The organism is Roseateles flavus (genome assembly GCF_039872765.1).
Taxonomy (GTDB): Bacteria; Pseudomonadota; Gammaproteobacteria; order Burkholderiales; family Burkholderiaceae_C; genus Roseateles_B; species Roseateles_B flavus.
This window is the reverse complement of sequence record NZ_JBDPZC010000001.1, coordinates 1,135,301-1,156,857: the sequence shown is the minus strand read 5'-3', so window position 1 is coordinate 1,156,857 and position 21,557 is coordinate 1,135,301. Positions and strand designations below refer to the sequence as shown.

Below are 21,557 nucleotides of genomic sequence, written 5' to 3'. Positions count from 1 at the left end.
TAGCCCAGCCCCGCCGGCACTGTCCTGGCCGGGGGCCTCAAGGCCCGCTCAGGTGTGCAGCAATCGACCGCCCGCAAAGGACCAGTTCTCCCACCGCGTCTCCTTGATGACCAGCATCAGCTGCTCGGCGTCCAGGCCCGCGGCCTCCCACAGCCGGACCAGCTCGGCCAGCATCTGCCGCTTGACCTTGACGCTGCGGCCCACGGACCACAGCAGCTCGACCAGCACGAAGTCCGGGCCGCGCGGGCGGGCGGTGTCGGGGTAGTGGGCATCGAAGACGAAGTCCTCGGGCGGCAGCTCCAGCACGCGCTGGAACCGGTCCGCCTCGGGCACGCCCACGGCGACCAGGGCGGCATGGACGGCGTCCAGGGCCTTGCGCTTGAACTCCGGAGACTTGGGCGCTTGGACAGTGATGGTGACCAGGGGCATGTCATCCTCCCAGGGCCCTGCACGGGAGCCCGCGCCACCATTGTGGGCCGGCCCTCGACGCCATACCGGCAGCGGGGACAAGGCCCCGGCCGGGGTCAGGTCTTGCCGTGCTTGGTGGCCACCGGCGGCGGCAGGTCCTTGGCGGCGAGCTCGCGCACCTGCACGACCAGCTTGTTGTGGGCGTCCAGGAAGGCCGCGGCGATCACCTTGCCCTCGTTGCTGTTGGCCCAGCCGGCACCGCCCGCGCCGCCCAGCTTGCCGACCACCAGGCCGCCCATGCCGAGGTCCGTCACCCGCACGGAGCCGGTGGCGGCGGCGAGCTGTTCGGTGGTCTCGTTGTCAGTCAGCAGCAGGGCCACCTGGGCTTCCTTCAGCTTGACCTGCTCGGCGGCGGCCACGAACTTGTTGAGCACCGGGATCTGCGCCATCAGGCCGCCCACCTCACGGCCGGCGTTCTGCTCGCTGAAGGTCAGGCTGGGCGTCAGGCTGTACTGGGCCTCGTAGCCACGACCCTTGTGCACCGTGTTGCCCTCCTGGCGCAGGATGCCGGCGTCCTTCAGTTCCTGTTCCTTGATCGTGGCCTTCAGGCCCGCCGAGCGGTCCACCACGCGGAAGCAGCCACTCTGCTGGGCCAGCAGGCGGATCAGGGGCACCGGCGAGCTGGGCAGGCCGTAGCTGCCGGACAGGGTGTAGCCATTGGGGTTCTCGACCAGGGCCAGCGTGGCCACCGGGGCGTCGCACTTCACCAGCTCCTTGCTGGCCTGGTGCGCGCCGGCGGCGCCGGCCGAGCCGGTGATCTCGGAGCTGCCTTCGCCCAGCTTGGCGCCCTGCTTGCCGCAGGCGGCCAGCAGCAGCAGAAGGGCCAGGGTGGACAGGTGACGGGGGGTCATGCGGGAACTCCTCGGGGTGGCTTGTTATGGGTCTGGCCGCAGATTCTCGGGTAGCGGCACGGTGAAATTCTTTACCAAATGTTTGTTCCCCCGGGGATCGGGGGCGAAACAACTTCGACGGCGCGCCGACGCCGCCACTCCCCGAGCAGCAGTAGGCCGACGTGGAGCACCGCCCAGGCCGTGAACACCGCGCAGGCGGCAACGAAGGGGCCATCCACAAAGCCCAGCCACCCCTCGCCGCCCAGGCCGGCCAGACGGCACAGCGCGTCGACGAGTCCGCCCGCCAGCAGGGCCAGGCCCAGGACCCGGCCCGCGAGGCGCCGCCAGCGCGGGGACAGCAGGGCGATCAGCAGGCCCGCGAGCACCGGCGGCGACAGGGCCGCGGACAGCAGCGCGAGCAGGATGAGCAGGAAGGTGGGAGGCATGGGTCGCTCGAGTGGCCAGAGGCACCGGGTCAGGCCTGACGCAGCCAGAGCGTGTTGATGGTGACGGTGCGCAGCCCCAGGCGTTCGCAGTTCGCCTGGCTCTGCGAGCCAGGCTCGACATCGGTGAAGACCCGCTCGACCCCTGCCTGTGCCGCCGCGTTCAGGCGTGCGGCCAGGAGCGCCGCATGGACGCCGCGGCCGCGCGCCTGGGGGCGGGTGAAGGCATTGCCCAGGAACGCGGTGCCGCCGTCGAGGAACAGCGTGCTCCAGCCCAGCACTGCCCCGGCGGGCTCCGTGGCGATGAAGAACTGGAACGCGTCGCTGCAGTAGTAGCGCTGCTTGGCCGACCGGCGTGCCGGTGGGAAGGGCGTGCCCGCGCTCTCCAGCAGGTCAAAGCACAGCGGCGTCTCGCTGCCGGTCAGGCGGCGGACCGGGTGCGCGGGCACGAGCCGCTCGGGGGGCGGCCGCCCGGCGAGATAGCACAGCGCGCCCTCGGGGCGAAACCCGGCGGCCTGCAGTGCTGCGGTGAAGTCCGGCCGGACCTCCGAGGGCCGCAGCTCCACGGCCGCGAGCGCCGTCGGCAGCTCGGCCAGCGCCTCTGCGGGCAGCTGGCCCGCATGCCGGGCGATGGCGCGGCTGTAGTAGGCACTCGCCGGGCGCGAGGCGTCGGCCAGCCACCGCCAGTGGGGGCTGCCGCCCAGGGCGATGGTGCCCCCCTCGGCGGCGCTGGTCCGATGGGCGTTGAAATGGGCAAAGGCCAGCTCGGCGGCGGCGAGGGTGTCCAGCAGCGTGGCGTGCGACATGGCGGCGGGAGGCGAATTCATCGCCTCAGGCCAGCAGGCGCGCCGCCAGCCAGGCCAGCAGCACCAGCACGGCCGGGCAGGCCCAGCCGAATCGCAGCGCGATGGAGACGGTGTTGCCGGCCTCCTGCGCCGGTGCGCCGTGCTCCGAGGCAAGTGCCCAGCCCACGTTCAAGGCCCAGCCCGCGGCGATGCCCGCGAGCGCCGCAGCGGCGATGCCCGCATGGCAGCGAAGCCACAGCCCGAGGAACAGGGCCTCCGGCAGGATCAAGGCTGCAAGCAGCAGGGAGGCAATGGAGAGTCGTTTCATCAGGCGCCTCACGGGGTCCCAGCGCTGGGCCGTAGCTCCAGCAGACGCTCGCAATTGTGCGGCAGAGCCCTTCATGCCGCCGCCAGGTCCACCTTGGACATGGGCACCGCCGCCTCCATGATGATCTGCAGGGCGAGCTCCAGGCTGAGCACCTGCTGGCCGGCGTCCAGGGCCTGCTGGAGGGCCGCACCGAACAGCAGGGGCCACTCGGACGGCTCCTTGCAATACAGGGTCACCACCGGCAGCAGGGCCGGCCACAGCGCCTTCACGTAATTGACCGGGAGGTCGCCCGCGTTGTGGCCGTCGGGGAAACGGGGAATGCCGAAGGCCTCCGTGCCGACCGTCTGCGAGACGTGGGTGAAGAGGGCCGAGATGTCGGGGAGCCGGGTGCAGCCGTGATGCTGGGCCGCGCCCGCCGCCAGGCTCCAGACGGAATGCTTCGACTCCGCCAGCGCCTGGTTCAGCGCATCCCCGAAGAAGTAGTGCCTTCCGTTGGCAGCGGTGACCGTCATCAGCGCTGCCGTCTCGGGCAGGCCCTTGGCCTGTGCCTGCGCGCGCAGCTGGGCCTGGCAGGCATAGCCCGCCAAGGCGCCCAGCGCGCACAGCGGGGATTCGAAGTGCACGCCCCGCTCGTCGTTCATGCCCTTCAGGAGGCGCTGGAACACCTCCCGGCCGCCCAGCTGGGCGCCGATCAGCGGGTCTGTCTTGCGCTGTTCCTCGATCATCAGGCGCAGGGCCTGACTGGCGGGATCCAGGGGTGGCTGAGACGGCTTCGCGGGCGCCTGGCGCTGCCGGCCGGAGATTCTGGCAATGAGGGACTTGAACACGGGCGATGCAAGAGCTAGAGGCTGTCGCCGGCGGCGCGGGCAGCCTGGCAGGAGGCCGGATTGTGGGCGAACGGCCTCGCGATGGCTGCCCTCCCGAAGGGTGATAGCAAGGTCCTGGAGATCCCTCTGACGGAGTCTGGCTGCCCCGAGGGCTCAGCGCGTCGGACGGGCGACGTCAGGTCGAAGGGGGCAGGTCTTGCCCCTGCGGCACGGGCCCATCGTCCGGCAGCAGCCAGTAGGCCACGGCCCCCACAAGCGCCCCGGCCAGCATCAGCATCAGCGTGATGCGAGCTGAGGTCTGCCCGCCCAGCAGCAGCGCCGCCATGGCCCCCGCCCCAGAGAACGTCCACAGCCGGACCAGGCCGAGCCGGGTCAGCGCGAAATAGGCGGGGATGCCGAGGAGCAGCATGCCCACATAGGCACCGGGCAGACCGACGACGAGGCCAAAGAAGAGACCCCAGCCCAGGTCCGATGCCAGGCCCGCATCGGAGCTTCCCAGCCCCGCCAACACCACCACCGGCACGCTGGCGAGCGGTGCCAGCAGCACGGCCCGCCAGGGAAATGCGGGCGCTGGCATGGCGGCCGACCGGGCAGGCCTCAGGCGTCCGCCCGGGTGCTGCGGCCCAGATGGGCGCGCCGAGGCGCGTCCATCTCCGTCCAGCAGGAGGCCGCGAAGAGCACGCCCACCGGCACCGCGAGGAAGGCGCCGATCAGCAGGATGCGCGGCATCACGTGCAGCACGTTGTAGAAGAGGTAGACGAGCAGGAGCCCGGCCGCGCTGATGGCCAGCCCGCCCAGCAGGCGCGCCGCGGAGAACTGCAGGGCCTGGCGCTTGCGGCGATCCGGCAGGATGCCCGTGACCAGCAGCAGCAGGCCAGGCAGGCCGAACACCGCAACGATGGTCAGCGGATGGAGGGTCGACTTCTCAGAGGTGCTGGCCAGGAAGCTGACCAGCCCTGCCACGATCAGGAGCAGGCATCCACAGGCCAGTCTTGCTTCTCGGCTCATCACGGCGCTCCCCGGCTGAAAGTGTTGGTGCTCGTCTCGGCTGCGTCCCGCATCGGGTGTGGTCCTCATCGGCCGTCCTCCAAAACCTCAGCCAGAAGGTCAAGCAAAAGGTCAAGCAAAAGGTCAAGCAAAAGGTCAGCCAGCGCAAGCCGCTGGCATTCTATGACGCCGATGCTGCGCGGCCGCCGGGCGCCTGCATCGGGTGGCGAATGATGGTCTTCCATTTCGCCGGATCGGCGCGCCGGATGTCGCTGAGGTAGATCTCGTGGTGCTTGCCGGCGCGCCCGGTGCGGGCGTCGATGAAGTCATGGAGGCGCTCGATGGTCGGCCCCTCCTCCGAGAACGGCCCGATGTGAAGCACCTGGGCACAGCGCCCCTCCGAGAAGGGCTCGAGGCGGAGCCGGTCGACCGCCGCCAGGCGCTTCTTGCGCCTCACCTCGGCCCGTGCGGCCTCGATGACGTCGTCGCCCACGAAGTCCGGCTGCAGGATCATCATCGTCCACTTCCATTGCGATTTGTCGCCGGTGACGAAGCTGGACATGTCGTGCGCCCACCAGAGCCCCTCGAGCGGCATGACGGCGTAGTCCAGGGCCTGAGGCCCCTTCTTCACCATGAACTTCGCGGTGTAGGACACGGCGAACAGCGCCTCCACGCCCTGGGCGTAGTCCTGCGAGGTGTTGGGATTGCCCTCGCCGTCGAACATCAGGTAGCGCAGGGTCGGTACGTCCACCTGGACCACCTCCCGGGCGGAGGGCTGGTAGAGGTGCTTCAATTCCTTCTTGAGGTCGATCTTCTGCATGGGGGCGTCCTGGAAGGGGCCGGACCGGCATTCGCGACGTCGCGATCGTCCGCGGCGCCTGGATGTTAGCGCCCCCACTGGAGGCGAGCCGCCCACCGTGCGCAAGTGCCCGGGATACGGCCAACGGCCGCGCGGCGCCCGCCCCTAGTCGTCCCCTGGCAGCAGCAAAGGCAGCCAGAAGCCCACATGGGCCACCGCCCGCGGCGCCAAGGCCAGGCCCAGCCACACGCAGACCAGGCCCGCGCCGAGCACGACGGCCGTCAGCAGCACCTGCCCCTGCGGATCGGAATGGGCATGGACGCCGGCCACGGCAAGGCACATCGCCCCCACGGTGCACAGGACCCCGCGGCCGCACTTCACGGCGCGGGGGTTGGGCTCGCTGGTGCCCTCCTCTTCCCCTGGCACGGCGGGCCCTGGATCGACGGGGGCCGCCTGCGCTGACTCGTGCACAGGGCGGGCGCGGGGTCCGAGGGCGGGGTCGGCCTGCCCGCCTTCCGGCAGCCTGACCGGCTTCAATGCCACAGCCCCAGGATCACGCCAAAGAGCAGGAACTGCACCGTGTGATAGCCGCCGTCGATCAGCCAGAGCTTGAAGGAGCGCTGAGCAAACTGGTAGTTGATGCCGAAGCTCGCAGCGACGAAGCCAAAGCCGACCAGGGCCCCGGCCTTCAACGCGCTCTCCAGCGCCGGCGCGGCACCGAGCCAGGCTGCGAAGGCCGCAGCGGACAGCAGGGAGAACAGGAAGCTGATGCCGAAGACCTTGGCCGGATGCCCGGGCGGCTTCTCCCCGCCGTTCTCGGCGTTCCAGGCCCGGCCGAACAGGACCGGCGAGTACCAGAGTCCACCGAGAAAGAAGCTGGAGACAGCGGCGAGCAGAATGGCCCAGAGGTTCAGGTGATCTCCTTGAGTCCCGTTGATTGGATCGTGTTCCTAAAGAGGCGCCCTATCCTTGTGCAGGCTGAGATTGCAGGCCGGGCCTTGCCGCGAATTGTGGCGCCGTTCCTGCCTGGTACCTTGAGGATTTGCATGGGGGCAGGTCTTGCTTGCCCTATCGTCCTCCTCGCGACTCGATCTGCTCAGGTTTTGGACAAGACCACGGGCACGATGTCCCAGAGCATGTGCGCGAACACTACAGGCCATAGGCGGCCGCTTCGAATGTAGAAGAGCGCAGCAGCGAGACCGAAGGCCAGAATCCACACGACGCCAAGCGGCCCCTGGTACAGGTGATACAGAAGGCGCACCAGCAAGGGCAGGCCGACTGCGATTGAAAACCCGTAGCCCCGAAGTCCTCGCACCAGAACCACGAGGAGAAACACCTCCTCGAAGGCACCATTCACCATGGCCAGGAGAATGGTGGCGCCAAGCGAAACGCCGCTGAAGGAGAACTCCGCCACCGACGAAGCCTGGCCGTCGCTCACGAAGGGTGTGGTGACCACGATGCCCATCAGCCAGGTCGCAGCGAACAGCGCCAGGCCCAGCAGCGTTCCCCCGATATCCGGACGCAGGGTCAGCAGTTGCACGTCGAAGCGCCGGGCGCGCAGATACAACAAGGCGGTCAGGGCCAGAATGGCCTCGACGATCACCATCCAGACATTGCCGGCGTCGGTGAACTTGGCCTCCGGAAAGCCCCCCAAAACGGCCTGAGTGGACCAGAAGATGAACAGGCCGAAGCAAATCGCCGAGACGGTCACCGCCTCGCGAATCGTCAAGGTTGACTTGGACAAAGCAGTTCTCAAGGGTGTAAGCGTTCCGAGCAAACCGTGCGGGCGGGCGTGACGCGATGCATCAGTGCCGGCTTCTTGGACGCCATGGCTGCCGAAGAATGAAGAGCAGATCGAGCCATGAAAAAGGGCAGCCTAGGCTGCCCTTTGCATGCGAAGGAAGCGGTGCTTGCCTCCGCTCCGATCAAGCCCCCGTGGCCGCCGCCGCATTGCGCAGACGGATGTGCAGCTCGCGCAGCTGCTTCTCGTCGACGTTGCTCGGTGCACCCGTCAGCAGGCACTGGGCGCGCTGGGTCTTGGGGAAGGCGATCACGTCGCGGATGGACTCGGCCTTGGTCATCAGCGTCACCAGGCGGTCCAGGCCGAAGGCCAGGCCGCCGTGCGGGGGCGCGCCGTACTGCAGAGCGTCCAGCAGGAAGCCGAACTTGATGCGCTGCTCTTCCGGCGTGATGTTGAGGGCCTCGAAGACCTTGGCCTGCACTTCAGCGCGGTGGATACGCACCGAGCCGCCGCCCAGCTCCCAGCCGTTCAGGACCATGTCGTAGGCCTTGGCGACGCACTTGCCCGGGTCCGTGGCCATGTAGTCCTCGTGGCCGTCCTTGGGGGCGGTGAAGGGGTGGTGCACGGCGTTCCAGCGCTTCTCGTCTTCGTCGTGCTCGAACATCGGGAAGTCGACCACCCACAGCGGCGCCCAGCGGTCCTCGAACAGACCCTTGGACTTGGCGAACTCGCTGTGGCCCACCTTCAGGCGCAGGGCACCGATGGCGTCGTTGACGACCTTCGCCTTGTCGGCGCCGAAGAAGAGGATGTCGCCGTCCTGGGCGCCCGTGCGCGTCAGGATGGCCTGGATGGCGGCGTCGTGCAGGTTCTTGACGATGGGGGACTGCAGGCCTTCGCGGCCCTTGGCCACCTCGTTGACCTTGATCCAGGCCAGGCCCTTGGCGCCGTAGATCTTGACGAACTCGGTATAGCTGTCGATGTCACCGCGCGAGAGCTCGGCACCGCCGGGCACGCGCAGGGCCACCACGCGGCCGCCGGGGGTGGTGGCGGGGGTGGAGAAGACCTTGAAGTCGACGTCGCCCATGACGTCGGTCAGCTCGGTGAACTCGAGCTTGACGCGCAGGTCAGGCTTGTCGGAGCCGAAGCGGTGCATGGCATCCGCGTACTTCATCACCGGGTAGTCGCCCAGCTCCACGTCCATCGCCTTCTTGAAGACGTGGCGGATCATGCCTTCGAACATCGAGCGGATTTCCTCTTCGGTCAGGAAGGAGGTCTCGATATCGATCTGGGTGAACTCGGGCTGGCGGTCGGCGCGCAGGTCCTCGTCACGGAAGCACTTGGTGATCTGGTAGTAGCGGTCGTAGCCGGCCACCATCAGCAGCTGCTTGAAGAGCTGGGGCGACTGCGGCAGCGCGAAGAACATGCCGTCGTGCACGCGGCTGGGCACGAGGTAGTCGCGCGCGCCTTCGGGCGTGCTCTTGGTGAGCATGGGGGTCTCGATGTCGATGAAGCCCTGCTCGTCCAGGTACTTGCGGCACTCCATGGCCACGCGGTAGCGCAGCTTCAGGTTGTTCTGCATGTAGGGGCGGCGCAGGTCCAGCACGCGGTGCGTGAGGCGCGTGGTCTCGGACAGGTTTTCGTCGTCCAGCTGGAAGGGAGGCGTGACGCTGGGGTTCAGCACTTCCAGCTCATGGCACAGCACTTCCACCTTGCCGCTCACGAGACCGGCGTTCTCGGTGCCGGCCGGGCGGGCGCGGACCTTGCCGACGATCTTCAGGCAGAACTCGTTGCGCACGCCTTCCGCGGTCTTGAACATCTCGGGGCGGTCCGGGTCGCAGACGATCTGGACCAGGCCTTCGCGGTCACGCAGGTCGATGAAGATCACGCCGCCGTGGTCGCGGCGACGGTGGGCCCAGCCCATCAGGGTCACGGTCTGGTCGAGCAGCTTTTCGCTGACTTGGCCGGCATAGCAGGTACGCATAGAAGTTCTCCGGAGATTCTTGGATGGCGGCCGCGGCGCTCAAGGGGCGCGCAGCCTGCAGATGTGGGGGTATTGGCGCTGGGGGGCCTCAGGCCCTGAGGATTGAGCACATGCCCGGTGCTCAACCCGGTTGATTTCGCCCATTGGGCTCGGTGGCGGCCGGCGCCACAACACCCATGGAGATGATGTACTTGAGCGCCTCGTCCACGCTCATGGCCAGCGGCCGGACCTGATCCCGCGAGACCATCAGGAAGAAGCCCGAGGTCGGGTTGGGCGTGGTCGGGACGTAGAGGCTCAGGTGCTCGCCAGGAAGATGCTGGGCCACCTCGCCGCCGGGCTGGCCGGTCACGAAGGCGATGGTCCAGGACCCCTCGCGCGGGTACTGCACCAGCACGGCCTCGCGGAAGGCGTTGCCGCTGCTGGAGAACAGCGTGTCGGAGACCTGCTTGACCGAGCTGTAGATGCTCTTGACGATGGGGATGCTGGACAGCAGCTTGTCCCACTGGCGCAGCCACCACTGGCCGAACATGTTCGCCACGAACATGCCGGTCAGGAAGAGCGCCAGGGCCAGGATCAGCACGCCCAGGCCCGGGATGTTGCCCAGGCCCAGGATGTTGTCCCGCAGGCTGGCCGGCATGACCAGCGCCAGGGCGCCCAGCAGCGAATGAAAGACGCCGTTGACGACCCCCAGGACCTGGTTCAGGACCCACAAGGTGATCGCCAGAGGCAGCCAGACCAGAAGGCCGGCGATGATGTACTTTCTCACTGGGTTCCCTGTGATGAGGTGCTGGGGCGGATCCGGATGAAGGCTCAGTGGCAGGCGCAGGAGCCGCCGCAGGGCGTGCCGCCGCTGCTGGCCGAGGCGCTGTCGCTGCTGCCGCCGCTGCTGGCGGCTTCGGCGGCGGCCGGGGCTGCAGCGCCGGCTGAAGCGGCGGTGGCGGCGGCGGAACTGCCGCCGCTGCCACCCTTGAAGTCGGTCACATACCAGCCCGAGCCCTTGAGCTGGAAGCCGGCTGCGGTGATCTGCTTCTGGAAGGTCTCGGCCCCACAGGCCGGGCAGGTGCTCAGCGGTGCGTCAGAGAGCTTTTGCAGCACGTCCTTGGCGTGACCGCATGAACCACAGCGGTAAGCGTAGATCGGCATGATGTTCTAAGCTGTTGATCGAAAAGGCGAAATTATAGGGGTCGACCAGCGCCCCCACCCTGGCGGCGGGCCCGGAGCCCGTTCGCAGGGCCCAGATGCGGGCCTTTGCCGCGGTTTCAAGGGGCCGTTCGGCCCACGAAACAGCACCCGGCGGCGCGCGACCGGCGCCGCCCGGCTCAAGCCTGGGCCTCGTCCGGCAGGCCCTTGACGTGGCGCTTGTGCTCGTGGCGGTTCTTCAGCCACTGCGGGGCCAGGGAGCCGAAGACCATGGCCACCACGCCCGTCAGCAGGCCGGCCAGCTGGCCCGGGAAGAACTCGCCCAGCAGGCTCACCTGGGGCAGGAAGGCGATCCACACGCCGATGCCGCCCACCAGCGAGAAGATCGCGCCCTGGGTCGTCGCACGGCTCCAGTAGAGGCCGAAGACCAGGGGCACGAAAGCGCCCACCAGCGTCACCTGGTAGGCCGAGGAGACCAGCTCGTAGATCGAGGTGCCCTTCATCGCGATGGCGTAGGCCAGCACCAGGCCCGCAAAGATGACGATGGTCACGCGCATCGACAGCAGCTGCTGCCGGTCCCCCATGTGCGGGCGCAAGTTCTTGAGGATGTTCTCGACAAAGCTCGTCGAGGGCGCCAGCAGCGTGGCCGAGGACGTGCTCTTGATGGCCGACAGCAGCGCGCCGAAGAAGAGGATCTGCATCACCAGGGGCATGCGCTCCAGCACGAACATGGGCAGCAGCTTCTGGTAGTCGTCGCGGGCGATGTCCAGGGCCTGCTGGCCCATCACCACCACGGCGCTGGCCACGATGAACATGGGCACGGCGGCGAAGAGGATGTAGCTGAAGCCGCCGATCATGGCGCCGTTGCGGGCGGTCTTCTCGTCCTTGGCGGACATCACGCGCTGGAACACGTCCTGCTGCGGGATGGAGCCCAGCATCATGGTCACGGCCGCGCCGATGAACATCGCCACATCGATGAACTTGGGCTCCGGCATGAACTTGAACAGGTCCTTGCTGCGGGCCAGGTCCAGCACCTTGTCGGCGCCGCCGGCGAGGTCGGCCGAGAACACGGCGATGACCGACAGCCCCACCACCAGCACGATCATCTGGATGAAGTCCGTCCAGGCCACGGCCAGGAAGCCGCCGATCACCACGTAGATCAGCACGGCCAGGGTGCCGACGATCATGCCGGCGGTCTCGCTCATGGCGCCGTTGGTCAGCACCGAGAACACCAGGCCCAGGGCGGTGATCTGCGCGGCCACCCAGCCCAGGTAGCTCAGGATGATGGCGCTGGAGCAGAACACCTCCACGCCCTTGCCGTAGCGCTGGCGGTAGAAGTCGCCGATGGTCAGCAGGTTCTGGCGGTACAGCTTGGTGGCGAAGAAGGCGCCCACCAGGATCAGGCAGGTGCCAGCGCCGAAGGGATCCTCCACGATGGCATTGAGCCCCCCCTGCACGAACTTGGCCGGGATGCCCATCACCGTCTCGGCACCGAACCAGGTCGCGAAGGTGGTCGTGATGACCATGATCAGCGGCAGGCTGCGCCCGGCAATGGCGAAGTCGCTGGTGTTCTTGATGCGGGTGCCGGCCCAGACGCCCAGGGCCAGGGTGCCCAGCAGGTAGAGCACGACAAAGACGATCAGCGTGGTGTTCATGTCAGAGGCCCCGGCTGAAGGGCGTGGCAAAGCAATGGGGTGGCGGGGCGCGCCGGACACGGGCGGATCGGCGCTCAAAAGCGCGCATTATCCGCGAGCCGGAGGCGAAATCGCCCCCCGGCTTCAATGCATCAGGGAAGTCCAGAAGCGCATCAGCCAGGGCGTGGCCAGCAGGCCCAGCACGAAGCCGCCCAGGGCCAGCAGAAAGCCCATCAGCAGACGGTTGGTGCGCCGCTGCTCCACCAGCATCGCCCGCAGCAGGGCCGTCTCGTCATGGGACTGGCCCTGGCGCTTCAGGGCGTCGTGCAGCAGGCGCGGGAACTCGGGGAAGAACTGGGCATAGCGCGGCGCTTCCTTCTTGATGCCGTTGAGCAGGGCGCGCCAGCCCACCTGCTCGTTCATCCAGCGCTCCAGGAAGGGCTTGGCCGTGGCCCAGAGGTCCAGCTCGGGGTCCAGCTGGCGGCCCAGGCCCTCGATGTTGAGCAGGGTCTTCTGCAGCAGCACCAGCTGGGGCTGGATCTCGACGTTGAAGCGGCGCGAGGTCTGGAACAGGCGCATCAGCACCTGACCCAGGGAGATGTCCTTCAGCGGCCGGTCGAAATGGGGCTCGCAGACGGCGCGCACCGCGCCTTCGAGTTCGTCGACCCGCGTGTTGGGCGGCACCCAGCCGGACTCGATGTGCAGCTCGGCCACACGCTTGTAGTCGCGGCGGAAGAAGGCGATGAAGTTCTGCGCCAGGTATTCCTTGTCGACCTCGGTGAGCGTGCCGATGATGCCGAAGTCCAGCGCGATGTAGCGCCCGAAGGTGGCAGGATCCAGGCTCACCTGGATGTTGCCCGGGTGCATGTCCGCGTGGAAGAAGCCGTCGCGGAAGACCTGGGTGAAGAAGATGGTGACGCCGTCGCGTGCCAGCTTGGGGATGTCCACCCCCGCCTCGCGCAGGCGCTGGATCTGCGAGATGGGCACGCCGTGCATGCGCTGCATCACGATGACCTGCTGGGTGCAGAGCTCCCAGATCATTTCCGGCACGAGGACCAGGCCCAGGCCGTCCATGTTGCGGCGCAGCTGGGTGGCGTTGGCGGCCTCGCGGACCAGGTCCAGCTCGTCGTGCAGGTAGTTGTTGAACTCGGCCACCACCTCGCGCGGCTTCAGGCGCCGGCCGTCGGCCGAGAAGCGCTCGACCCAGCCCGCCAGGGTGCGCAGCAGGGCCAGGTCATCCTCGATGATGTCCAGCATGCCCGGGCGCAGCACCTTGACGGCGACCTCGCGCCCATCCTTCAGCGTGGCGAAATGGACCTGGGCGATGGAGGCACTGGCGACGGGCTCCGCCTCGAAGGTGGCGAAGAGCTCCTCGATGGGCTTGCCGAAGGCCTTCTCTACCAGCGCACGGGACTGCGCCGCCGGGAAGGGCGGCACGCGGTCCTGCAGCTTGGCCAGCTCCTCGACCATGTCGTCGGGGACCAGGTCGCGCCGGGTGGACAGCACCTGGCCGAACTTGACGAAGATGGGGCCCAGCTGCTCAAGCGCCAGGCGCAGGCGCACGCCGCGCGGCAGCTCCCAGGCCCGGCCCACCGACACCAGGCGGTGCAGCAGGCCCAGCAGCCGGTGCCGGCGGAAGCCGGACAGGGCCAGCTCGTCCAGGCCGTACTTGAAGATGGTCCAGCTGATGACCAGCAGGCGGGCGAAATAGCGCATCGGGGGGTGTCTCTGGGCTCAGCCGCCGCGGGACTTCATCAGCCCGGCCGCACCCCGAGCGAGGGCGCCGCAGGCCTGGGCAGCCGCCTGGCTCCAGCGGGCCAGCTGGCGGGCGGGCATGGGGCCGACCAGCTTGGCGAGGTCGTCCTCGATGTCCCAGCGCAGGTTGTCCATCAGCCAGCTCATGTCGCCGGCCAGGGCGGCGTCGCCCTGCACCTGCACGCCGGGCTTGGCGCCGGTGAGCGCCCCCAGGGCCAGGGCCGCGGGATTGCTGGCGTCGACCTCGATGCGCAGGGCCTCCTCCGGTGCGCCGTCCAGGCGCTCGAAGAGCCCGGCGGGCGTGATGGCCAGCAGCATGTCCGGCGCGGCGGGCAGCAGGGCCGGCCAGCCGGCCAGGTGCACGCGCAGCACGCGGCCCGCGTGCGGGCGCAGGCGGTCCGTCGCCACGCTTTCGCGGGAGAGGACGTGGTTGAGCAGGAGGGCGATGCGGTCCTGCACCGCCGGCGCGAGAAGCGTCGACCAGTCTTGAATCATGGGCGGATTGTAGGCAGGCCGGCCCGGCCGCGCCTGCGAGGGATCAAGACCCGACCCCCTCGCACCATCACCAGGGTCTTGAGGGAGAATCGGCCGCCGGCCGGCCCAGGAGCCCCTGGACCGCTGGTGCCTGGCGACCGGAGTTCCTGCACGATGTTCGAGGACCGCAGCTACAAGAGAACCTTCTACAGCGCCCCCCAGTCGGTCCCGGCCCTGGTCGCGGCCTTTCTGGAGCCCGGCCTCACCGTGGCCGTCTTCCTGGCGGTCAATGCCTGGTTCGGCGAGCCGGTGATCCGTGCCAGCTATGTGCTGTGCCTGCTGGTCTTCACCCTCACCTTCCCCGGCCGCGACCGCTTCTCCACCCACCCGGTCAGCGCCATCACCGACATCCTCAGCGCCTGGGCCGTGCTGCTGGCCATCCTCTGGGCCTTCGCCTACGCGACGAGCAGCCTCGGCTACTTCGACACCCGCGTGCTGACCTGGTGGGCCCTGCTGACGCCCCTGCTGCAATGGGCCAGCGTGGGCCTGGGCCACCGGCTGCTGCGCTGGCTGGCACGCCGGCCGCAGGCACGCAGCGCGGCCGTGATCGTGGGGGCCGGCGCCCTGGGGGCCAAGGTGGCCCGCGCACTGCAGACGGACGGCACGCACGGCCGCGAGCTGCTGGGCTTCTTCGACGACCGGCTCGGCGAGCGCGTCCATGCCGAGGCCCGCGACCATCACCTGGGCACGCTGGACGGCCTGGCCGACTTCATCCGCACGCGCAATGTGCGCGAGGTCTACATCACCCTGCCCCTGGGCTCGCAGCCCCGCATCGTGGCCCTGCTGGAGAAGCTGCAGGGCACGACGGCCTCGCTGTTCTTCGTGCCCGACGTCTTCGGCATCAGCATCATCCAGGGCCGGCTGCAGGACCTCAACGGCATGGCCGTGGTGGGCATCTGCGACACGCCCTTCACCGGCAGCAACGAGCTGGTCAAGCGCTGCAGCGACCTGCTGCTGGCCAGCCTCATCCTGGTGATGGTGGCGCCGCTGATGGGCTTGATCGCCCTGGGCGTGAAGCTGAGCTCGCCCGGGCCGGTGCTCTACAAGCAGCGCCGCAACGGCCTGGACGGCGGCGAGATCAAGGTCTACAAGTTCCGCTCCATGCGCGTCATGGAGGCCGCTGACGAGATCCGCCAGGCCACGCGAGACGACCCCCGCATCACGCCCTTCGGCGCCTTCCTGCGGCGGACCTCGCTGGACGAGCTGCCCCAGTTCTTCAATGTGCTGCAGGGCCGCATGAGCATCGTCGGGCCCCGCCCGCACGCCGTGGCGCACAACGAGCAGTACCGCGAGCTGATCAAGGCCTACATGGTCCGGCACAAGGTCAAGCCCGGGATCACGGGATGGGCCCAGGTGAACGGCCTGCGCGGGGAGACCGATACTCTGGACAAGATGCGCGCACGGGTCGAATACGATCTGGAGTACCTGCGCAACTGGTCGCTCGGCCTGGACCTGCAGATCATCGCGCGCACCATCCGTCTGGTGGTGTTCGATCGCAATGCCTATTGAAGACACCCCCCGGACAACGCCTGTCAAAGCCACCCATGCCCGCCTGCCTCATCCGACCCGCCCTGCGTGCCGCGTCCCTCCCCTGCCTGTTCGCGCTGCAGCTGAGCTCCCCGACGGCGCAGGCTGAAACGAATCCTTACTACCTGGGGGTGGGCGCGGGGCTGACCCATGTGTCCAACCTCTACCGGCTCAGCGAGGGCAGCCCCCACAGCAGCGACTGGGTGGGCAGCGTGAGCCTGCGGGCCGGCATCGACCAGACCTTCGGCCGCCAGCGCCTGGTGCTGGATGCCGCCCTGCGCCAGCAGCGCTACCGCAACAACAGCGCCCTGGACAACAGCGGCTACAGCCTCTCCGGCGGCTACAGCTGGGAGGCCTTCGAGAAGCTCAGCGGCACCGTGAGCGGCAGTGCCAGCCGCTCGCTCGCTGCCTTCAACCCGGGCGACCGCCCCAGCGTGGCCGAGCGCAACGAGCAGCGCAACGAGCAGCTCAATGCCCAGGTCCGCTACGGCCTGGGCGGCGCCTGGCAGGTGGAGGGCGGCGCCGGCTGGCTGCGCGAGCGCTTCAGCCTGGCCAGCTACAGCCCCTACAACTACCGCCAGCACAGCAGCAACGCAGGCCTCAACTACCGGCCCCGGCCGGGCTTGCGCCTCGGGCTCAGCGGCCGCCTGACCCGGGGCAGCTACGACGAGCGCGTGGTCGCCGGCGGTGTCGGCGAGGACCTGGACCGCAAGGAGCTGGGCCTGAGCCTGGACTGGGAGCCGGGCGGCGCCAGCAGCTACAACGCCCGCCTGGGCCATGCCCGCACCACCTACGGCCACAGCGAGGGCAACAACATCAGCGGCCTCACCGCCTCGCTGCAGTGGAACTGGCAGCCCAGCACCAAGCTGCGGCTCTCCACCCAGCTGGCCCGCGACGCCGGCCTGGACAGCAGCAGCATGTTCTCCGGCCTGGTGCGCACCGAAAACAACCGCAGCAGCAGCTCGCTGCGCTTCAGCCTGGACTACGAGCTGACAGCCAAGATCGCCCTCAACGCCAGCCTGCTGAACACCCGCCGCGAACTGCGCTACACCAGCAATCTGGGCCAGGCCGTCGAGGGCCATGACAACAACCGCGTCCTGACCCTCGGCGCCAGCTGGGCCCCGTGGCGCAACACCCAGCTGGGCTGCCAGTACTCGCATGAGGAGCGCAGCAGCGCCTCCACCCAGTTCTCCCTGCCGTACAGCGCCAATGCCATCGGCTGCAGTGCGCAGCTGATGCTTCGCTGAACCCGCCCGCACCCCCATGGCCAAGATCCTGCTGACCGGCGCCGCCGGCTACATCGCGTCCCACACCTGGCTGGCCCTGCAGGCCGCCGGGCACGAGGTGGTCGGCGTCGACAATTTCTCCAACAGCTCGCCCGTCGTGCTGGAGCGGCTGAAGGAACTCAGCGGCCGGGCGCCGGTCTTCGAGCAGGTGGACATCTGCACGCCTGCGCTGGCCGGTGTCTTCGAGCGCCACCGCCCCGATGCCGTCGTGCACTTCGCCGCCTTCAAGGCCGTGGGCGAGTCCACCAGCCAGCCGCTGGCCTACTACCGCAACAACATCGGCGGCCTGGTCAACGTGTGCGAGACCATGCAGGCCCAGGGCTGCCGCCGCCTGGTGTTCAGTTCCAGCGCCACCGTCTACGGCGTGCCCGAGCGCCTGCCCCTGACCGAGGACGCGCCCGTCAGCGCCGTGAATCCCTACGGCGCCACCAAGCTGATGGGCGAGACCATCCTGCGCGACCTGGGCGCCTCCGACCCCCTGTGGCAGACCGCCTGCCTGCGCTACTTCAACCCGGTCGGCGCCCATGAGAGCGGCCGCATCGGCGAGGACCCGCGCGGCACGCCCAACAACCTCATGCCCTATGTGGCCCAGGTGGCCATCGGCCGCCGCGCGCGCCTGCAGGTCTTCGGCGACGACTACGACACCCCCGACGGCACCGGCGTGCGCGACTACATCCACGTCTGCGACCTTGCCGAGGGCCATGTGGCCGCGCTGCGCCGCCTGCTGGAGTCACCGGGCTCGCTGACCGTCAATCTGGGCACCGGCCGCGGCTACAGCGTCCTGGAGCTGGTGAAGGCCTACGAGCAGGCCAGCGGTCGCCCCGTGCCCTACGACATCGTGGCCCGCCGCCCCGGCGACGTGGCCGCCTGCTACGCCGACCCGGCCCAGGCCCAGGCCCTGCTGGGCTGGCGCGCCCAGCATGACCTGCAGCGCATGTGCGAGGACAGCTGGCGCTGGCAATCGATGAATCCCCAGGGCTTCCAGGCCTGAGCGCCAGGCCCTGCCGACTGCATCCACTGAAACGTCATGAGCACTCTCCAGATTCAACCCGTCATCATGGCCGGCGGCAGCGGCACGCGGCTGTGGCCGCTGTCCCGCGCCGGCTTCCCCAAGCAGTTCCTGGTGCTGTCCGGCACGCAGAGCCTGTTCCAGCAGGCCGTGCAGCGCGTGGCCGGCCTGGCCGCGGCGGACATCCAGGCCCTGCCCGCCCTCATCGTGGGCAATGAGGAACACCGCTTCCTGGTGCTGGACCAGCTCCGCGACGCGAAGATCGCCACCGCCGCCGTGCTGCTGGAGCCCGTGGGCCGCAACACCGCGCCGGCCGTCAGCCTGGCCGCCCTGCAGGCCCTGGCCGCGGGCCAGGACCCGGTGCTGGTGGTGACCCCGGCCGATCAGACCGTGGTCGACGAAGCCGCCTTCACTGCTGCGCTGCAGGCCGCCGTGCGCCAGGCCTCCGGTGGCGGCATCGTGATCCTGGGCATCACGCCGGATCGTCCCGAGACTGGCTTCGGCTACATCAAGAGCCAGGCCGAGGGCGACAGCTGGCGCGTCGAGCGCTTCGTCGAGAAGCCGGACCTCGCCACCGCCCAGGGCTACCTGGCCGCAGGCGACTACTTCTGGAACAGCGGCATGTTCGTGATGCGCGCCAGCACCTGGCTGCAGGCCCTGCTGCGCTTCCGCCCTGACATCGACGTGGCCACCCGCGCCGCCTTCGCCGGCGCCCAGCCCGACGGCCTCTTCGTGCGTCCGGACAAGGCCCTCTTCGCCGCCGTGCCCGCCGAGTCCGTGGACTACGCGGTGATGGAGCGCTGCCCCGGCAGCGACATCCCCCTGCACATGGTCCCGCTGGCCGCCGGCTGGAACGACCTGGGCGCCTGGGACGCCGTCTGGCAAGTCGCGCACAAGGACGCCGACGGCAACGCCACCGTGGGCGACGCCCTGGTGACCGACAGCCACAACACGCTGGTCCACGCCACCAGCCGCCTGGTCAGCGCCGTCGGCCTGGACAACATCGTCATCGTGGAGACCGCCGACGCCGTGCTGGTGGCCGACCGCAACAAGAGCCAGGATGTCAAGAAGATCGTCAGCCAGCTCAGCGAGCGCCAGCGCGCCGAGCAGAACCTGCACCGCAAGGTCTACCGCCCCTGGGGCTGGTACGACAGCATCGACATGGGCGAGCGCTTCCAGGTCAAGCGCATCATGGTCAAGCCCGGCGCCTCGCTGAGCCTGCAGATGCACCACCACCGCGCCGAGCACTGGATCGTGGTCTCCGGCACGGCCGAGATCACCAATGGCGAGCAGGTGCTGCTGCTGTCGGAGAATCAGAGCACCTACATCCCGCTGGGCCAGGTCCACCGCCTGGCCAACCCGGGCAAGGTGCCGCTGGAGATCATTGAAGTACAGTCCGGGTCGTACCTCGGCGAGGACGACATCGTCCGCTTCGACGACAGCTACGGGCGCAAGTGAGCCCGGGGCCCCGCCGGGCAGCCCTTCAGACGCAAGCACAGCAATGACAATCCTGGTCACCGGCGGCGCCGGCTTCATCGGCAGCAACTTCATCCTGGACTGGCTGGCCCAGTCGGACGAGACGGTGCTCAACCTGGACGCCCTCACCTATGCGGGCAATCTGGAGAACCTGGCCGCGCTGAAGGACGATGCCCGTCACGTCTTCGTGCAGGGCGACATCGGCGACCGCCCCCTGCTGGACCGCCTGCTGGCCGAGCACCGGCCGCGCGCGCTGATCCACTTCGCGGCCGAGAGCCACGTGGACCGTTCCATCAGCGGTCCCGGCGCCTTCATCAAGACCAATATCGAGGGCACCTACACGCTGCTGGAGGCCGCCCGCCAGCACTGGCAAGGCCTGACCCCGGGGGAGCGGGAGTCCTTCCGCTTCCACCATGTCTCCACCGACGAGGTCTACGGCTCGCTGAAGGCCGAGGACCCCGCCTTCGCCGAGACGAACCCCTACGAGCCCAACAGCCCCTACTCGGCCTCCAAGGCCGCGAGCGACCACCTCGTGCGCGCCTGGCACCACACCTACGGCCTGCCGGTGCTCACCACCAACTGCTCGAACAACTACGGGCCCTATCACTTTCCCGAGAAGCTGATCCCGCTGATGATCGTCAACGCGCTGGCGGGCAAGCCCCTGCCCGTCTACGGCGACGGCCAGCAGATCCGCGACTGGCTCTATGTGCGCGACCACGCCTCGGCCATCCGTGCCGTGCTGGCCGGCGGCCGCGTGGGCGAGACCTACAACATCGGCGGCTGGAACGAGATGGCCAACATCGACATCGTGAAGACGGTGTGCGCCCTGCTGGACGAGCTGCGCCCCGACGCCGCCGGCCCCTACAGCCGCCTGATCACCTACGTGAAGGACCGCCCCGGTCACGACCGCCGCTATGCCATCGACGCCCGCAAGATCGAGCGCGAGCTGGGCTGGCGCCCCGCGGAGACCTTCGCCACCGGCATCCGCAAGACCGTGCAGTGGTACCTGGACCACCCCGAGTGGGTGCAGCGCGTGCAGTCCGGCGCCTACCGCGACTGGGTGCAGCAGCAGTACGGCCGCGCATGAAGATCCTGCTCCTGGGTGCTTCCGGACAGCTGGGCTGGGAGCTGCAGCGCGCGCTGGCGCCGCTGGGCGAGGTGCTCGCGCCGGGCCGTGCGCAAGGCGCGGACCTCGCCGAGCCCGAGCGCCTCGAGGCCCTGGCCCGCGCCCTCGCACCGGACGCCATCGTCAATGCCGCCGCCTACACCGCCGTCGACAAGGCCGAGAGCGAGCCTGCGCTGGCACGGCTCGTCAATACCGAGTCCGTCGCCCGCCTGGCCCGTGTGGCCCGCGAGCGGCAGGCCCTGCTGCTGCACTACAGCACCGACTACGTTTTCGATGGCAGCGGCGACCGACCCCGCGACGAATCGGCCGCGACCGGCCCGCTGAGCGTCTACGGCCAGACCAAGCTCGAGGGCGAGCAGGCCATCCAGGCCAGCGGCTGCACCCACCTCATCCTGCGCACCTCCTGGGTCCATGCGGCCCGCGGCGGCAACTTCGCCAAGACCATGGTGAAGCTGGCCCGGGAGCGCGAGCAGCTGCGCGTGATCGCCGACCAGATCGGCGCCCCCACCGGCGCCGAGCTGCTGGCCGACCTCAGTGTGCAGGCCCTGCGTGCCACCCTGGCCGACCCCGGCCGGCAGGGCCTCTACCACGCCACGGCCGGCGGCGAGACCAGCTGGCACGGCTATGCGCGCCTGGTGCTGGAGCAGGCGCAGGCCCTGGGCCAGGTCCTCAAGGTCCGGCCGCAGGACGTGGAGGCCATCCCGACCACCGCCTACCCCACGCCCGCCCGCCGCCCCTTGAACTCGCGCCTGGACTGCCGCAAGCTCTGCGCGCAGTTCGGCCTGCGCCAGCCCCCCTGGCAAGACGGGGTGCGGCGCATGCTGGACGAGGTGCTGGGCGAGCGCGGTCTCTGAAGACAGCCGCAAATCCCTTGTTTCATC

Annotated in this window: 24 protein-coding genes; 6 read left to right on the top strand and 18 right to left on the bottom strand. The window is 69.1% G+C overall.

Annotated elements, in window-relative coordinates; translation table 11 throughout:
• Positions 1 to 48 precede the first annotated feature (48 nt).
• From ABDJ40_RS05205 to ABDJ40_RS05120, 18 genes are all read right to left on the bottom strand, one after another.
• The gene (locus tag ABDJ40_RS05205) at positions 49 to 429 is read right to left on the bottom strand and encodes a tautomerase family protein (protein WP_347606950.1); all 381 of its coding nucleotides are present in this window, start codon (positions 427 to 429) and stop codon (positions 49 to 51) included.
• 95 nt (positions 430 to 524) lie between these two features.
• Complete coding sequence (locus ABDJ40_RS05200) at positions 525 to 1,319, bottom strand: CsgG/HfaB family protein (protein ID WP_347606947.1); 795 nt, start codon at positions 1,317 to 1,319, stop codon at positions 525 to 527.
• 71 nt (positions 1,320 to 1,390) lie between these two features.
• Entirely contained in the window at positions 1,391 to 1,744 is a 354-nt protein-coding gene (locus tag ABDJ40_RS05195; protein WP_347606944.1) for a hypothetical protein, read from the bottom strand.
• 29 nt (positions 1,745 to 1,773) lie between these two features.
• Positions 1,774 to 2,568 carry a GNAT family N-acetyltransferase gene (locus tag ABDJ40_RS05190; RefSeq protein ID WP_347606941.1) on the bottom strand — a complete coding sequence of 265 codons (795 nt, stop codon included), beginning with the start codon at positions 2,566 to 2,568 and terminating at the stop codon, positions 1,774 to 1,776.
• A gap of 4 nt (positions 2,569 to 2,572) precedes the next feature.
• The gene (locus ABDJ40_RS05185; protein ID WP_347606938.1) at positions 2,573 to 2,854 is read right to left on the bottom strand and encodes a hypothetical protein; all 282 of its coding nucleotides are present in this window, start codon (positions 2,852 to 2,854) and stop codon (positions 2,573 to 2,575) included.
• Positions 2,855 to 2,925: 71 nt separating this feature from the next.
• Positions 2,926 to 3,681 (bottom strand): hypothetical protein, encoded by a 756-nt coding sequence (locus ABDJ40_RS05180; protein ID WP_347606935.1) that lies wholly within the window; start codon positions 3,679 to 3,681, stop codon positions 2,926 to 2,928.
• A gap of 175 nt (positions 3,682 to 3,856) precedes the next feature.
• A complete protein-coding gene (locus ABDJ40_RS05175; protein WP_347606932.1) occupies positions 3,857 to 4,258 on the bottom strand; it encodes a hypothetical protein in 402 nt (133 codons plus the stop codon).
• Positions 4,259 to 4,278: 20 nt separating this feature from the next.
• Complete coding sequence (locus ABDJ40_RS05170) at positions 4,279 to 4,689, bottom strand: hypothetical protein (protein ID WP_347606929.1); 411 nt, start codon at positions 4,687 to 4,689, stop codon at positions 4,279 to 4,281.
• A gap of 160 nt (positions 4,690 to 4,849) precedes the next feature.
• Positions 4,850 to 5,488: a GyrI-like domain-containing protein gene (locus tag ABDJ40_RS05165; protein WP_347606926.1), complete on the bottom strand. Its 639-nt coding sequence runs from the start codon at positions 5,486 to 5,488 to the stop codon at positions 4,850 to 4,852.
• A 144-nt stretch (positions 5,489 to 5,632) separates the two neighbouring features.
• Positions 5,633 to 5,893 (bottom strand): hypothetical protein, encoded by a 261-nt coding sequence (locus tag ABDJ40_RS05160; RefSeq protein WP_347606923.1) that lies wholly within the window; start codon positions 5,891 to 5,893, stop codon positions 5,633 to 5,635.
• A gap of 107 nt (positions 5,894 to 6,000) precedes the next feature.
• Positions 6,001 to 6,363: a DUF1761 domain-containing protein gene (locus ABDJ40_RS05155; protein ID WP_347607394.1), complete on the bottom strand. Its 363-nt coding sequence runs from the start codon at positions 6,361 to 6,363 to the stop codon at positions 6,001 to 6,003.
• A 200-nt stretch (positions 6,364 to 6,563) separates the two neighbouring features.
• On the bottom strand, positions 6,564 to 7,211 hold the full coding sequence (locus ABDJ40_RS05150) for a CPBP family intramembrane glutamic endopeptidase (protein WP_347606920.1): 648 nt from the start codon (positions 7,209 to 7,211) through the stop codon (positions 6,564 to 6,566).
• Between the two features lie 181 nt (positions 7,212 to 7,392).
• The gene (gene aspS, locus ABDJ40_RS05145) at positions 7,393 to 9,189 is read right to left on the bottom strand and encodes an aspartate--tRNA ligase (RefSeq protein WP_347606917.1); all 1,797 of its coding nucleotides are present in this window, start codon (positions 9,187 to 9,189) and stop codon (positions 7,393 to 7,395) included.
• Between the two features lie 121 nt (positions 9,190 to 9,310).
• A complete protein-coding gene (locus tag ABDJ40_RS05140; RefSeq protein ID WP_347606914.1) occupies positions 9,311 to 9,955 on the bottom strand; it encodes a DUF502 domain-containing protein in 645 nt (214 codons plus the stop codon).
• Positions 9,956 to 9,999: 44 nt separating this feature from the next.
• On the bottom strand, positions 10,000 to 10,332 hold the full coding sequence (locus ABDJ40_RS05135; protein WP_347606911.1) for an FmdB family zinc ribbon protein: 333 nt from the start codon (positions 10,330 to 10,332) through the stop codon (positions 10,000 to 10,002).
• A 176-nt stretch (positions 10,333 to 10,508) separates the two neighbouring features.
• A complete protein-coding gene (locus tag ABDJ40_RS05130; protein WP_347606908.1) occupies positions 10,509 to 11,984 on the bottom strand; it encodes a high affinity choline transporter 1 in 1,476 nt (491 codons plus the stop codon).
• Positions 11,985 to 12,107: 123 nt separating this feature from the next.
• Positions 12,108 to 13,679: a ubiquinone biosynthesis regulatory protein kinase UbiB gene (ubiB, locus tag ABDJ40_RS05125; protein WP_347606905.1), complete on the bottom strand. Its 1,572-nt coding sequence runs from the start codon at positions 13,677 to 13,679 to the stop codon at positions 12,108 to 12,110.
• 18 nt (positions 13,680 to 13,697) lie between these two features.
• Entirely contained in the window at positions 13,698 to 14,213 is a 516-nt protein-coding gene (locus ABDJ40_RS05120) for a hypothetical protein (RefSeq protein ID WP_269631525.1), read from the bottom strand.
• 153 nt (positions 14,214 to 14,366) lie between these two features.
• Here ABDJ40_RS05120 and ABDJ40_RS05115 point away from each other — a divergent pair, with 153 nt between their 5' ends.
• From ABDJ40_RS05115 to rfbD, 6 genes are read left to right on the top strand one after another with little or no spacing between them, the layout of a single operon-like run.
• Positions 14,367 to 15,761 carry an undecaprenyl-phosphate glucose phosphotransferase gene (locus tag ABDJ40_RS05115; protein WP_347606901.1) on the top strand — a complete coding sequence of 465 codons (1,395 nt, stop codon included), beginning with the start codon at positions 14,367 to 14,369 and terminating at the stop codon, positions 15,759 to 15,761.
• A gap of 35 nt (positions 15,762 to 15,796) precedes the next feature.
• The gene (locus tag ABDJ40_RS05110; protein ID WP_347606898.1) at positions 15,797 to 17,026 is read left to right on the top strand and encodes an outer membrane beta-barrel protein; all 1,230 of its coding nucleotides are present in this window, start codon (positions 15,797 to 15,799) and stop codon (positions 17,024 to 17,026) included.
• Between the two features lie 16 nt (positions 17,027 to 17,042).
• On the top strand, positions 17,043 to 18,056 hold the full coding sequence (galE, locus tag ABDJ40_RS05105) for a UDP-glucose 4-epimerase GalE (protein ID WP_347606895.1): 1,014 nt from the start codon (positions 17,043 to 17,045) through the stop codon (positions 18,054 to 18,056).
• A gap of 36 nt (positions 18,057 to 18,092) precedes the next feature.
• Positions 18,093 to 19,532 carry a mannose-1-phosphate guanylyltransferase/mannose-6-phosphate isomerase gene (locus ABDJ40_RS05100; RefSeq protein ID WP_347606892.1) on the top strand — a complete coding sequence of 480 codons (1,440 nt, stop codon included), beginning with the start codon at positions 18,093 to 18,095 and terminating at the stop codon, positions 19,530 to 19,532.
• A gap of 43 nt (positions 19,533 to 19,575) precedes the next feature.
• Positions 19,576 to 20,637: a dTDP-glucose 4,6-dehydratase gene (rfbB, locus tag ABDJ40_RS05095; RefSeq protein ID WP_347606889.1), complete on the top strand. Its 1,062-nt coding sequence runs from the start codon at positions 19,576 to 19,578 to the stop codon at positions 20,635 to 20,637.
• Positions 20,634 to 21,530, top strand: a complete 897-nt coding sequence (gene rfbD / locus ABDJ40_RS05090; protein ID WP_347606886.1) for a dTDP-4-dehydrorhamnose reductase — start codon at positions 20,634 to 20,636, stop codon at positions 21,528 to 21,530. Before rfbB ends, rfbD begins: the two co-directional genes overlap by 4 nt.
• Positions 21,531 to 21,557 lie beyond the last annotated feature (27 nt).